At 41.2% G+C, this 13838-nt stretch carries 10 protein-coding genes; 3 read left to right on the top strand and 7 right to left on the bottom strand.

The genetic code is table 11. The annotated features are described in order from the left end of the window. Positions 1-51: 51 nt before the first annotated feature. The gene (locus ACFSKL_RS15405; RefSeq protein ID WP_376887217.1) at positions 52-2343 is read right to left on the bottom strand and encodes an acyl-CoA dehydrogenase family protein; all 2292 of its coding nucleotides are present in this window, start codon (positions 2341-2343) and stop codon (positions 52-54) included. Between the two features lie 115 nt (positions 2344-2458). On the opposite strand from ACFSKL_RS15405, the gene ACFSKL_RS15400 reads away from it, so the two are divergent. The 3 genes from ACFSKL_RS15400 to ACFSKL_RS15390 all read left to right on the top strand — a co-directional run bounded on the left by ACFSKL_RS15400 (position 2459) and on the right by ACFSKL_RS15390 (position 8504). Beyond that, positions 2459-3451: a Gfo/Idh/MocA family protein gene (locus tag ACFSKL_RS15400; protein WP_376887216.1), complete on the top strand. Its 993-nt coding sequence runs from the start codon at positions 2459-2461 to the stop codon at positions 3449-3451. A 39-nt stretch (positions 3452-3490) separates the two neighbouring features. Beyond that, positions 3491-5158: an RluA family pseudouridine synthase gene (locus tag ACFSKL_RS15395; RefSeq protein WP_376887215.1), complete on the top strand. Its 1668-nt coding sequence runs from the start codon at positions 3491-3493 to the stop codon at positions 5156-5158. A 109-nt stretch (positions 5159-5267) separates the two neighbouring features. After that, positions 5268-8504, top strand: a complete 3237-nt coding sequence (locus ACFSKL_RS15390) for a S41 family peptidase (protein WP_376887214.1) — start codon at positions 5268-5270, stop codon at positions 8502-8504. Positions 8505-8926: 422 nt separating this feature from the next. Here the strand turns inward: ACFSKL_RS15390 and ACFSKL_RS15385 are convergent, their stop codons facing one another. The 6 genes from ACFSKL_RS15385 to ACFSKL_RS15360 form a co-directional block, all read right to left on the bottom strand. Further along, entirely contained in the window at positions 8927-9814 is an 888-nt protein-coding gene (locus ACFSKL_RS15385; protein WP_376887213.1) for a dienelactone hydrolase family protein, read from the bottom strand. A 201-nt stretch (positions 9815-10015) separates the two neighbouring features. Further along, positions 10016-10567 carry a DUF1697 domain-containing protein gene (locus ACFSKL_RS15380; RefSeq protein ID WP_376887212.1) on the bottom strand — a complete coding sequence of 184 codons (552 nt, stop codon included), beginning with the start codon at positions 10565-10567 and terminating at the stop codon, positions 10016-10018. A 6-nt stretch (positions 10568-10573) separates the two neighbouring features. After that, positions 10574-10966, bottom strand: coding sequence for a DUF1801 domain-containing protein (locus ACFSKL_RS15375; RefSeq protein WP_376887211.1), 393 nt, complete (start codon positions 10964-10966; stop codon positions 10574-10576). A gap of 7 nt (positions 10967-10973) precedes the next feature. Beyond that, positions 10974-11363: a VOC family protein gene (locus tag ACFSKL_RS15370; protein WP_376887210.1), complete on the bottom strand. Its 390-nt coding sequence runs from the start codon at positions 11361-11363 to the stop codon at positions 10974-10976. Positions 11364-11519: 156 nt separating this feature from the next. Then, positions 11520-12731: an Nramp family divalent metal transporter gene (locus tag ACFSKL_RS15365; protein WP_376887209.1), complete on the bottom strand. Its 1212-nt coding sequence runs from the start codon at positions 12729-12731 to the stop codon at positions 11520-11522. Continuing rightward, the gene (locus tag ACFSKL_RS15360; RefSeq protein WP_376887208.1) at positions 12728-13819 is read right to left on the bottom strand and encodes a DUF2891 domain-containing protein; all 1092 of its coding nucleotides are present in this window, start codon (positions 13817-13819) and stop codon (positions 12728-12730) included. The genes ACFSKL_RS15365 and ACFSKL_RS15360 overlap by 4 nt, the downstream gene beginning before the upstream one ends. Positions 13820-13838 lie beyond the last annotated feature (19 nt).

The following is a 13838-nucleotide window of genomic DNA, read 5'->3' as shown; positions in this document are numbered from 1 at the left end:
TACTTCAGTTATGAATTTATAAGGTGGAATGCTATAGGTAGTCAACAAAACTCAATCTTTCATTGCAATGGGTGCGGCGATACAATTTTCCGGGATATCAAATGCATTGGTGAGTGCCATGGCATTTTTCCTGACCTCCCAACAAAGCTGATTGACTTCTTTTCTGATGGCTTTCGTCTTGACTCCTTCCATATATCCCTGCTCTAGATACCATCCCCTGTTTTTTTCCAAAGTGAAAAGTGCGTACAGCTGACAAAGTTGTTTCAGCGCAGATTTGCAGCCCTCATCTGTAGTCTCTTCGACTGCTTTTTGAAATTGCTCCAGCACAACCCTTTCGATATATGCCTGCGCTACATTTTGTAGGTGGTGTTGGGCAACATTGGTGGCATCAAAGGAATCCATGCCTTCGTCGATGTGTTTTTTCAGACGTTGGGCCGCACTGCTGAGGATTGCCTTTTCACGGTATACAAAGGCATTGAGATGGAATCCAAAATCCAAGAGGTGGGCAGAATCTGTATTGCGGACTGTAATTGGATTTTTCTCTACAATTGAGGTTTTTGCCTGGGCAGTGATGAAATTGAAGATGGTAAACATGTTCATGTTACCAAATTCCTGCTTGAACTCAGTCAGTCTGTTTTTGGCAACCAACTGCATCAAGACCACATTGTCTCCTTCGAAGGTAGTATAGACGTCAGTATCGTTTTTGAGGTCATCAATCCTGTTTTCGGATAGATAGCCTTTTCCACCACAGGCTTCCCTGCATTCCTGTAATGTAGCTGTCGTAAACCAAGTGGAATAAGCCTTCAATCCAGCTGCCAAAGCTTCTATTTCTTGTGCCTCTTCTTCTTTTCTGTCCAAAAACCGCTGGGTAAGATACCGCAATGCAAAATGCAGAGCATACGAAGTGGCCAGTGGTGGCATCAATCTCCTTTGATGAAGTCTGTAATTCAGAATTGGAACTTCCTCACCACCTTCTGGACCAAATTGCTTTCTTTTTTCGGCATGCCTGATAGCAATGGTCAGCCCAGTCTTGCTTGCAGAGAGTGCAGACCTCGGGATTCCGATTCTTCCGCCCACCAATGTTCCAAGCATGGTAAAGAATCTTCTGTTGTCTGAGTTGATGGGACTCTCAAATTCTCCTTGCCCGTTTACAGCAGCGAATTTATCCAACATGTCTTCCTTGGGGATGATGACATTGTCAAAATAGATGACACCATTGTCTACTCCATTCAATCCCATTTTTCTTCCACAGTCCTCAATGCGGACACCTTCTACCAATTTCCCATCTTCTGACCTTAGTGGAACTACAAAAGCATTGACGCCATAATCTTCTCCATCTATTATCAGCTTGGCAAAAACTGTTGCCTTTTGTCCATGTACTGCTGCGTTCCCTATATATTCTTTTCTTGCATCTGGATTTGGGGTGTGGATAGTAAAGGTTTTTTGTGTATGGTCATAGGTAGCTGTAGTCTCCAAGCCCCTCACGTTGGATCCATGGCCTGTTTCGGTCATGGCAAAGCAACCGGGGAGTTTGAGGCTTCCGATGTCTTTGAGGTATTTTTGATGATGTTTTTCGCTCCCCAAAAAATAGACACTCATTCCCCAAAGACCGAACTGAACGCCAAATTTGATAACCAGGCTCAAATCATGGTAACTCAATGTTTCCATGATGGTAAAATATCCCTTCATGTCATTTTTTCCTTTGGCATATTCAGGAAATGCCCATGCGCCGAATCCTTGTTTGGCTAAGTCTTGACACCATTGAAGTACCTGTTCCCGTTGATCAGGCAAATTGTCAAATTCCCTGTAGGCAAATGTTGGGTCTGAGATTACAGCTTTTACTTTTTTGATCAGGTTTGCTTGGTCTCCATCCAGTACTTCGGTCATTTTTTGGGTATTGAAGCTCCGGTCTTCATTGTGCTCGGTGGTAATAGTCTGATGCCCTGACTTAAAAGTGTAACCGGCTTCCCTGCTTAAGAGGCCAAGAGCTTCCTCCGCCTCTTGCAAATCACGATGAATTGACTCCTCTATGATGATGTCTTCATCCTGTTGTTTTACCAACGCTGCCCCAATATGTGATAATCCGTGTAGGTGATTGAGTTCTATTGATTTGATTTTTTTCTTCCAACTTTTCAGTTCTTTCGGGTCAGGTCCTTTGCTAGGGTCTAACTTATCCAACAGCCACATTTTTTCTGGTTTTGAAAGCCACAGTTGTCTGTCGATCAGTTTTTGCATTTCGGAAATCTCAGTAGGCGTCAAAACACTGTCCATCCAAAGTGTGTAATACAGCGGTAGAAAAATATAAAGTTTTGGGTTTTTTTGAAGTTCTTCAGAATGTAACATGATTTTAAAATTGTTGTATCTAAATATACTCAGTTTAATGTATTAGGTTCAAATATTTCATTGAAATTGGAAAGAACCAGCGGTGTTTTGATATGTAAACCGTAATTTTATCGCTATGGACAAATCAAAGCTAAAAGAAGTTTGCTGGGGGATAATTGGGGTTGGGAATGTATGCGAAGTCAAATCGGCACCGGCTATGAAATTGGTTCCCAACAGCAAATTGGTAGCTGTGATGAGGAGAGACGAAGCCAAAGTAAAAGATTATGCAGCAAGGCATCAGGTATCCAAGTGGTACACAGATGCCAACAGCCTTATCAATGATCCCGAAGTCAATGCGATCTACATTGCAACCCCTCCAAACGCACATGGGACATTGGCTAGGTTGGTAGCAAAAACGGGAAAACCAGTTTATGTAGAGAAACCTATGGCAAGGTCTTACCAAGAATGCTTGGAAATGATAACTGCTTGCAGAGAGACTGAGACATCTCTTTATGTGGCATACTATCGGAGAGCGCTTCCCCATTTTGTGAAGATCAAAGAGTTGATCCAAGGTGGTGTCATAGGAGCTATAAGGACAGTCCATATAGACATCAAGCAGGAACTTGACTCTCATATCATAGCAAATACCGAGGAGAATTGGAGGGTCAATCCAGAGATAGCGGGAGGTGGTTACTTTTATGATTTGGCATCACATCAAATGGACTTGATGGATTTTTTATTGGGGCCTATTATAGATGCCAGTGGATTTTCGACAAATCAAGCGGACATGTATGAAGCAGAGGACTTGGTTTCTGGTGTTTTCAAGTTTGAATCAGGTGTCATAGGCTCAGGGAATTGGTGCTTTACTACTGCCGAATGTTCAAAGATTGACCAAACCATCATTTATGGGAGTAAGGGGCATATCAAGTTTGAGACTTTTGGAAAAGGGGAATTCGAATTGTTTACAGATCAAGTGGGCATGCAACATTTCGAATTTGAGATGCCAAAACATATTCAATACAATTTGATCGAAAATGTAGTCAATAGCATTTTGGGAAAAGAAAAAGCCATCAGTACAGGGGAAACAGCTGCCAGGGCAAATTGGGTTCTTGAGAAAATTATCAAATAATCTTTTTACTTTTGACCTCAATTTGTAGCAATCATCGTAGTGGTAGACCGATTTATTCCATTTCAACAATCAATTGAAGGACTGGAAATTCCCGAAGAATTTACTTTTCCATTTTACTATCAACCCCATCCTTTGGCTATTCAGGCTGCCATGCAGTTGAGAGAATATATAGCGGACCAATCTGATTGGGTACATAATTTCGGCTTGGATCCAGGGGAAAAAGGTTTGGCAATCGGAAAGATGTTTGGTGTATTGGTAGTCCAAAATGCTGATTTGGAATTGGGGTTTTTGGCAGGCTTTTCGGGAAAGCTTGCAGACAGCAATGACCATCGTTTTTTTGTCCCACCGGTTTTCGACATGCTCACAGAAGACGGTTTTTTCAAAACTGGCGAAAAGGTCATCAATAAAATCAACCGGGAGATCGAGGACATAGAATCGGATCAGAGATATATTACACTGAGAAATCAATGGATGGAAATGAGCAAGCAAGCTCAGCTGGAGATAGAGGAGAGGAAAGAAGCCGTCAATGAAGCAAGAAGACAGAGGAAGCAAAAGAAAAAGGAACTGTCTGCTATTTTGAGTGCAGCAGAGTATGACAAACTCCTCGCAGAACAAGTAGATGAAAGCCTCAGAAATAAATATTTCTACAACCAGTTTGTAAAAGAATGGGAAGGTAAACTACAGTCGCTGAAATCCAACCTGGAGATCTACGAAATCCGCCTTGATCAGCTCAAATTGGAAAGGAAAGAAAGATCCAATACGCTGCAACAGCAACTTTTTGACAATTATAAATTTCTCAACGCCAATCGGGAATGGAAGAGTTTGCGGGAGATATTTACACTTGAGTTGCAAATTCCCATTCCTGCCGGATCTGGGGAATGTGCTGCCCCGAAGTTATTGCATTATGCATATTTGAATGGATTGAAGCCCATCGCGATGGCAGAATTTTGGTGGGGGCAATCTCCAAAATCAGAAATAAGACGACATGGAGAATATTATCCAGCCTGTCGAAGCAAGTGTGAACCCATATTGGGACATATGTTGCAGGGGCTTGATGTAGAGGAAAACCCATTGTTGAATAACCCTGCCGAAGGAAAAGAACTTGAAGTGATTTTTGAAGATGATGTTTTGATGGTGGTGAACAAACCCTCTGAATTCTTATCTGTTCCGGGAAAAAATGTAAGTGATTCTGTTCAAAAAAGAATTGTTGACCTACATTCAAATGCAATTTTGGTTCATAGGCTCGATCAGAGTACTTCAGGAATTATTCTAATTGCCAAGGATAAATTTACACATCAAGAACTCCAGTCCCAATTTGTCAAAAGAACTGTTGAAAAGAGATACGTAGCCTTATTGGATGGAGAGGTGAAGGAAAAGGAAGGTATGATCGACTTACCGATCAGGGTTGATTTGGATAACAGGCCACATCAGTTGGTATGCTACAAATATGGAAAACCCTCCCAAACGAGGTATAAGGTTTTGGGCACATCCGAGGGATTGACCCGAATTCAGTTTTATCCGATAACCGGAAGGACCCATCAACTCAGAATGCATGCGGCGCATCCAAGCGGATTGAACGCACCGATTTTGGGCGATGATTTGTATGGAAAAAGGAGCAGTAGGCTTCACCTTCATGCAGAATATTTGGCTTTCACCCATCCAAAATCAAAGGAGCGTTTGCATTTTGAGGTGAAGTCTGATTTTTAAACAGAAAACTTGAATCAGGTGGCTGAATCAAAAGGTTTCCTTTGGTATAAAAGATGTTTTTGTGAACCACTTTTTGCTTATTTTAGCTTCAACATCCAAAATATTAAATATGAAGTTGAGAAAAATTTACTTAAGTATTTTACTTACAGGAGTATTTGGGTTATCAATGGCCCAAGAAGCTCCAAAATGGCTTCGCTACCCATCTATTTCACCTGATGGCAGCAAAATAGCCTTTACCTACAAAGGGGATTTGTTCACCATTCCTGTCAGTGGTGGAAAAGCAAGCCAATTGACTTTTCATGAAGCACATGATTTTATGCCTGTTTGGAGCAAGGATAGCCAAAAAATCGCTTTTGCATCTGATAGATATGGGAATTTTGATGTATTTATTATGGATGCGGATGGTGGAGCGGCAAGCAGGTTGACATACCATTCAAACGATGAAATACCCTACAGTTTCTCTTCCGATGGAGAATCTGTGATTTTCGGAGGGGTGAGACAAGATCTTGCAGAGCACCGACAATACCCAACGGGGTCACAACCTGAGCTATATAAAGTTCCTGTCAAAGGTGGGAGAGTAGATCAAATCTGGACCATCCCGGCGGAATACGTACAAGTTAGTGCCGATGGCAAGAAAATGATCTACCATGACAAAAAAGGAGGGGAGAATGAATGGAGGAAAAAACATCAATCTGCTATCACTAGAGATATTTGGGTTTTTGATGTAGAAAGCAATACCCACAAGATGTTGACGACTTTTGGTGGCGAGGATAGAAACCCAGTATTTGGTCCGGGAGAGAAAGATATCTATTACCTTTCCGAAGAAAAAGGGACTTATAATGTGTTCAAGATGAATTTGGAAAACCCTTCCCAAAAGTCTGCATTGACAAGTTTGGAAGATTTTCCGATTAGGTTTTTATCAATTGCTGCAAATGGTCAGATGTGCTTTTCCTATGATGGAGAGCTGTATCTTTTGAAGGAAGGCGGTACACCACAGAAAGTGAATGTAGAAATAAAAACCCAGGCGATCTCCAATACTGATAGTTTCATTGCCATCAACGGTGGTGTCAGGGAAATGTCTATTTCTCCTGATGGCAAGGAGATAGCGTTTATTGCCAGAGGTGAGGTCTTTGTGACTTCCGTAGATGGATCATTGACCAAAAGGGTCACCAAAACACCGGAACAGGAGCGCTTTGTCCAATTCTCCCCAGATGGAAAATCGATTGTGTACGCCAGTGAGAGAGAGGGAAAATGGTCGATCTTCCGTGTGAAAAGACCAAGGGAAAAAGAGGAACCATTTTTCTTTGCAAGTACATTGCTTACAGAAGAGGTGTTGATAAACAACGAGTTTGACAATTATCAACCACTGATCTCTCCCGACGGGAAAAAATTGGCTTACATAGAAGCCAGAAAAAAACTGAGGGTAATGGATTTGGCAAGTAAGGAGACTGTGACTTTGATGGGAGAGGACAAGCTGATGCACATGAGGGATGGAGACCAGTATTTTACATGGAGTCCTGACAGCAAGTGGCTTTTGGCTGAATACAGCCCAACCATGGCAAATGGTGAAATTGTATTGTTGGATGCTACTGGTAAAAAACAAATGGAAAATCTTACACAAAGTGGCTATGGAGATAGAAATCCAAAATTTGTCAATGGAGGAAAACAAATGCTTTGGTTTTCTAACAGGGATGGTCTGAAAAGCTTTGCAACAAGTGGTGGCTCACAGCATGATGTTTATACCATGTTTTTTACGAAAGAAGCTTTCGAAAAATTCAATTTGAGCAAGGACGACTTTGACCTGATGAAAGAGATAGAGAAATCCAATAAGGGGGAATCTGATAAAAAGGACGAAAAGAAAGAAGACAAGAAGGACGACAAAAAAGTAGAGGATATCAAAATCGACTGGGAAGATATCCGAGAAAGAAAGGCAAAATTGACGATTCATTCCTCGTCACTGGGAGATGCGGTATTGGATAAGGATAGCGAAAAACTTTATTACTTGGCAAGATTTGAAAAAGGGATGAATCTATGGAGCACCGATCTCAGAACCAAGGAAACCAAAATGGAGCTGAAATTGGATGGAGCCAGTGGAAGCCTTGAATGGGATAAGGAAATGAAAAATCTCTATTTGCTGAGCGGTGGCAGTATTTCCAAAATCACAAGCAATGGTACCAAAAAAGAAGCGATCAAAATTGCCGGTGAGATGAACATGGATACCGAGGCTGAAAGGGCGTATTCATTTGAACACATCAAAATCCGTACAAAAGGAGCATTCTACACACCTGATATGCACGGTGTAGATTGGGATACATTGGTGGTATCATACGAAAAATACCTTCCCCATATTGGAAATGGGTATGAGTTTGCCGAGATGGTTTCTGAATTGGTGGGTGAGTTGAATGTGTCACACGCTGGAGCCAGGTATAGCAGAAGCGTTCCTCAGGCGGATGCGACTGCTTCACTGGGCATATTTATGGACTATTCGCATGAGGGTGAAGGAATAAAAATTGCCGAAATCATCAAAGGCTCTCCTTTGGATAAGTCCAACCTGAATGTGAAAGCGGGAATGATTATCGAGAAAATTGACGGTGAAACCATCGCGATAGATAAAGATGTAGCGCAATATTTCAATAGAAAGGCAGATAAATTTACGCTTTTGGAGATTGTGAACCCTTCGGATAATTCGAGACAACAAATTACTGTCAAGCCAATCTCTATGGGAGAGGAATCACGACTCTTATATACCAGGTGGGTGAAGAAAAATCAGGAGGAGGTTGAGAAATTATCAAATGGCAAGCTGGGTTATGTCCATATACCGGGAATGTCAGACGGACCGTATAGAACTACCTATGAAGAAATGATGGGCAAGTATCATGACAAAGAAGGAGTGGTGGTAGATACCCGTTTCAATGGTGGGGGAGATTTGGTGGCGGATTTGGCCATGTTTTTTACTGGAGACAAATTCATTACCTATGCGACAGAGGATAGGGACTTGGGTTATGAGCCCACATTCAGATGGACCAAACCTACCTTGGCAATGTTCAATGAGGCAAACTATTCGGATGGTCATTGCTTTGCCTGCGGATACACAGATTTGAAGATAGGAAAAACAGTAGGAATGCCTACTCCCGGAACCTGTTCATTTGCTGGTTGGGAAGCACTTCCTGACGGGACTCGTTGGGGGATAGTTCCTGTTTCAGCTAAGAACAAAGCTGGTGAGTGGATGGAAAACAATGAAACCAAACCTCAGTTTCAGGTGAAAAACATGCCTGGTAAGATTGACAAAGGGATTGACCAGCAATTGGAAAAAGCGGTCGAGGAGTTGTTGAAGGAAGTCGAATGATATTTAGTTATATAATTATCCGCTATTTTGCCAGTAACGAAATAAGCAAGGTATAATGTTGCTGACAATCGTCAACTCCGCCACGCCTGTCCGCCGTGGTGGAGCGCACGAGTGTCAACAGCCTACGGTCAACAAATTGGAGATAACAGTTGTTGGGAATGTTTTAAACGCTACTGGCAAGAAAGCGGATAGTCATTTTTAGTTTTGTAAAAAAGAGCCTGACCAATCGGTCAGGCTCTCTTTTTATTCTGTTCTAATAGGATGGACCAAAGCACCATTCCAATTCAATGAATCCCCCTGAAATAGATCTAATTCTCTCTTTTTGAATTAGAAGTTTCTCTTGAATTGCCTCCAACTTTACAATCCACCACGGCGGACAAGCTCTTAAAACCTTACAATTATTGATCTTCTAATCATTAATATTAAACCAGTTTTTCCCTAAAAAACCTCACCGTTCTTTCCCATGCCAATTTGGCTCCGGCTTCATCGTATCTTGGGGTAGAGTGGTTGTGGAATCCATGGTTTAGATCTTCATAGAAATGGACTTCATATTCTTTTCCATGTTCGTCCAAAGTGTTTTTATATGCTTCCCATCCGGCATTTACCCTTGTATCCAATTCCGCAAAATGGAGCTGTAAAGGCGCATTGATCTTGGGAACATCCTCTTCACTTGCCTGGCCTCCATAATATGGAACGGCAGCTTTGAGTTCTGGAATACGTACAGCCATCATGTTGGAGATCCACCCACCAAAACAGAATCCAACTACTCCGATCTTTCCATTGCAGTCAGGATGGTTTTTAAGTGTTTCGAATGCCGCTATAAAATCTTCCAACATGTCATCCCTGTTTCTTTTGGCTTGCATGGTCCTGCCTTCATCATCCGTCCCTGGATATCCTCCAAAAGGCGTCAATGCATCCGGTGCAATAGCAATAAATCCATCTAGTGCACACTGATGTGCCACATCTTCGATATATGGATTGAGCCCCCTGTTTTCATGGACTACGACGATTCCAGGGAGTTTGCCAGTCATGCCAGCTGGTCTGGTCAAAAGGGCTTTCATCTCTCCAGCACCTTTTGGTGAATCATATTTGATATACTTGGCAATGAATCGTTTGTCATCCATATCAAAGCGCTTGGCTTGGACATAATTAGGCATCAAATAACCCATCAAGGCGGAAAGTGTGACTCCTCCGGCAGTGTACAGGGAAAGCCGTTCTACAAACTGTCTTCTATCAATTTTGCTGTGGACATATTCATCATAAATGTCAAATACCTCTTGGCTAATGTCTTCTTTTTTGATTGGTTTCATCTGCTTGTTGGTGTGGTTGTTTGGATTGGTTCAAGACATTTCAATAGCTTTAGAAATGTATGATATGAATTACAATATCCAATCTAATGAAATTGTTTGGGGAACACCCAATTAATATATCAACGGAAAAATATCCATGTAAAGGTTTTTAACTGCCTGTACAATTCTTTTACATATTTAGAAGGACTTTGAAGATAGCGGTTATTTAAATTTTGCGACCAATTTTTCGATTGTATTAAGATTTCGTGTGGTAATATTCTTTCCGAAGGACTTTTCCAATATTTCCATACCTTTTGGTGAACTCATCTTAGATACATCCAAAATACTGGAAACTATTTTGTTTTTGTAAGTAAGTACTTGAAATGAACTGTCTTGGCTGACCCAAGGCAGCTCAATTTGAGTTGATGGGTTATCTTTTACAAATGTAATATAGAATCGGGTGTCTTTGGTTGGGACATGCTGTTTGAAGGGTGCCTCTTGATATAGCTTGAGCAAGTTTTCAGCACTTTGGACAATTGTGGGTATTGGAAAGCCAAACTTTAACTGAAGTTGTTTTTCCAATTGATCTTCAATTACTTTTATATTATTTTCATTGCTGTCAAAAATGATGTTTCCGGAATTCAGGATAGTTATGACGTTGGTAAAGCCCAGTTGTTCCATATAAAGTGCTAAGTCTTTCATGGGGACTTTATGGTGTCCGCCAACATTGATCCCCCTCAAAAAGGCAATGTATTTGTTCGAAATTGGATTCATTTATCTTTATTTTAGTTTTTCAAGTTTCCCTTTTCTTTTGATCAGGTTTTTGTAATCCCACTGGATTTCCCTCGCTTTACTCACCCACCTTTTCAGGTCATTTTCATTGACTTCTTCGATGGAATTATAGAAAATAGAAGCATCTTTGAATTTTCCTGTTCCAGGTTTTAGAAGTTCTTCATCAAAGCCCATCCCACTCCAAAACATCAATCTTATCCCTTTTTTTTGTTTGCTGTAGCCTGTTACAGGGTTTCCATCCAAAAACCACACGGGGTGACGGTGCCATATTTTATTTTCTGCCTCTGGTAAAAATTCAATGATTTTGTTTGCTAAAAAATCACATATAATGCGGTCTTGTTCTTGCTGGCTATTATTGAACGCTTGAATTTCCTCTTTCATAATTATACTAACCCATTTGTGTTCCAATGGACCATAAGTTTCCTGCAAAATCCTTAAAAGTGGCCCGTTTGTCAGGATCTTCCTCGTTGACTTTTGGTTGCTCTATAATTTCGCAACCCGAGTCTATTGCTTTTTGGAAAGTTTGGTCTACGTCTGGTACATACACATGCATGACGGTAGTGACAGCTGGATATTTCTCAGAAGCATTTCCAAGCATTATTACAGAGTCATCGATTTGCAATTCTGAATGCATAATCTTACCCTCTGAGGTTCGATATTCCCGAAGCTGCTTGGCGTCAAATATTGACTTCATCAATGCAACAAACCCATCAGCATCATCTACAATGAAATAGGGTGATACTGAATTGTATCCCGATGGTTTATATTCTTTTTTCATGATATTAAGCTAATCATTTTTTAGCTTCTCAACAATTAAGTATCAAAGAATATCTAAACTTGCTAAAGGTAAGAAAGTGGATATATAAGTAATTTAACTTACTGTTTCACCAAGTAACTTAATCAACTCAATTAACCAATAAACTTTTCCACAAATCTAAAAAACAACCTTATAGACGCTCCATGATCCCAAAATCAAGGTGATCAACCAAATCAATCCGCCTATGATATTTAATCTGGAGGAATTCACGTGACTTTTCATGACTGATTTTTTATTGACAATCCATAGGATGTATACACTGAGTAGTGGGAGCAAGATCCCATTTGCGACCTGTGCCCAGGTGATCAACTGGACGGGTTTGATACCCAAAGAAGAAAACACAAGCCCCAACCCCAGAATGAAAATGATGCTAAATCGCATGGATCTGCTTTTGATATCCGTAGACCATCCAAAGCATCCTGATACGACCAAAGCACCAGCCAACGGAGCTGTAATAGCGGATGTTACCCCGGCAGCAAACAGCCCAAATGCCATAAAGTATTTTGCATAGTTACCTAACAAGCCTTCCAAACCCAAAGCCAAATCAGCTGCGGAATTCACATCCAGTGCCTCTCCAGAAGCGGCAGTGATAACGATCGCCATCGATACGGTTCCACCTAAAACTACCGAAATGATGGTGTCAAAACGAATATATTTGAGGTCAGACAATTCCTTCCATTTTTGGCTTACCAGGGAGGAGTGAAGGAACAGATTGTAGGGAACTACCGTTGTTCCGATCAATGCAACGATTGTAAGAATATTGCTGGCATTGATTTCGGGTATAAAACCTGCCATCAATTCACCCCACTTTGGGCTTAAAATAATTGCATTTGTGATAAAGGCAAGACTCATCAGGATTACCAATATTGTCAGATACTTGCTGATGGTTTTGAAACTACCCAGCATCAGAAGCAAAAAAGCCACTGTTCCGATCAGGAAATTGAGTATCCTAACCTGGAATTGACCGATATTCAAGTCTGGGAAATTGACAATCAATTCTGCCCCCAAAGCGCCTCCGGATATATTTCCAGCTTCATAGGCAGCATTTCCTATCACAATTGCGAACATCACCAAAAAGATCGAAAAATATCTGATGAGACCGATTTGAAGAGTCTCTGAAATTACGGATGCAAGTCCTTTTTGTGTTATCAAGCCAATTCTGGCAGCCATTTCCTGCAATACAATAGTTGCTATGATAGAAAGCGCCAATGCCCACAACAGGTCGAAACCAAAATTGACCCCAGCAAGTGTGCAAACGGTGACAGTTCCCGGACCAATGAAAGCCGCTGCCACCAATGGCCCTGGCCCTATGTATTTTTTCCAACTCATCTTGCACCCTGCTGCAAGGCATAGACTGCAAAACTGCCCAACCAATGCGTACCTTCATAGTTGTCATCTACAATAGAGGGTAGGGAATACCTGATATGGGCATCCGCTATCGCATTCAAGTGCCCATATTGGTGGGGATATGCTTTGGCAAGACCATAAATGCACCATGCCCTACTAAAATTCAGCCCGTCCAAGTGGACTAACTTTCCATCTGTCCTGTCACTCACTTCACCAGGTGCCAATTGGAAATCCCTGTTTTTGAGCTCAGGCATGAACTTGGTTATCCAATTGTCGAACTCTTCCTTTTCCAATACTTTTCTCATAACGTCCAATTCCTGAAAGCATGGGGACAGAAAATCATACCCACTGGGTTCCCAATCCAAGGGGCAGTTTTGATCATCCATAAACCAGTCTTTGGCACGTTGGCGGATCATCCCTGACAATTCTTTTTCATTGAGGGTTTCTGCATAATCATATGCCAAAGACAATCCAAATGCGATATTGCTATGCTCGCCAACTCGAATGGGATAATTTAACTTGGGGAGAAAATCGATATATTTTTTCACCATCAAATCAGTCAATGGCTGTAGGTTTTGTTCCAGTTTTTTTGCCAATGGGTCATCCCAGAGATAAAGTTCTTCTGCAAGTTTCAATACCCAAGCCCAGCCATATGTTCTTTCGAAACTGGAATTTTGCGGTTGGAAAAAGTAATTTACTTCTGCCAATATATTTTGGTAACTGATGTTTTCCAGTAGGATTTTCTTGATTTCATCCTTATTGTCCAAATCTGGAAACTGCCTTAGTAGACTGACTAACATCCAATGGCCATGTACGCTTGAATGCCAGTCAAAACAACCGTAAAATGCAGGATGCAGTTCTTTTGGCCCTTTGAGGTAATCTTCTGATGCCAGTGTTTGGTTGAGTTTATTGGGATATTCTACTTGCAGGCAATGAAGGGGCATTTTTGCAAGTCTGTTGGCTTCTTCCAGGGTAAGCTGTACAGATGAAACGGAATCTTGCTTTTCAGGCTTTTGACAAGAAAAGAAGATCATTGATAGACAAGTAAAATAGAGTATTGTTTTCTGCATTTGGATCAATATTGAATTG

Origin of the sequence: Belliella marina (assembly GCF_042682445.1) — a bacterium.
GTDB classification, from domain to species: domain Bacteria; phylum Bacteroidota; class Bacteroidia; order Cytophagales; family Cyclobacteriaceae; genus Belliella; species Belliella marina.
This window is presented reverse-complemented; position numbering and strand designations above follow the sequence as displayed.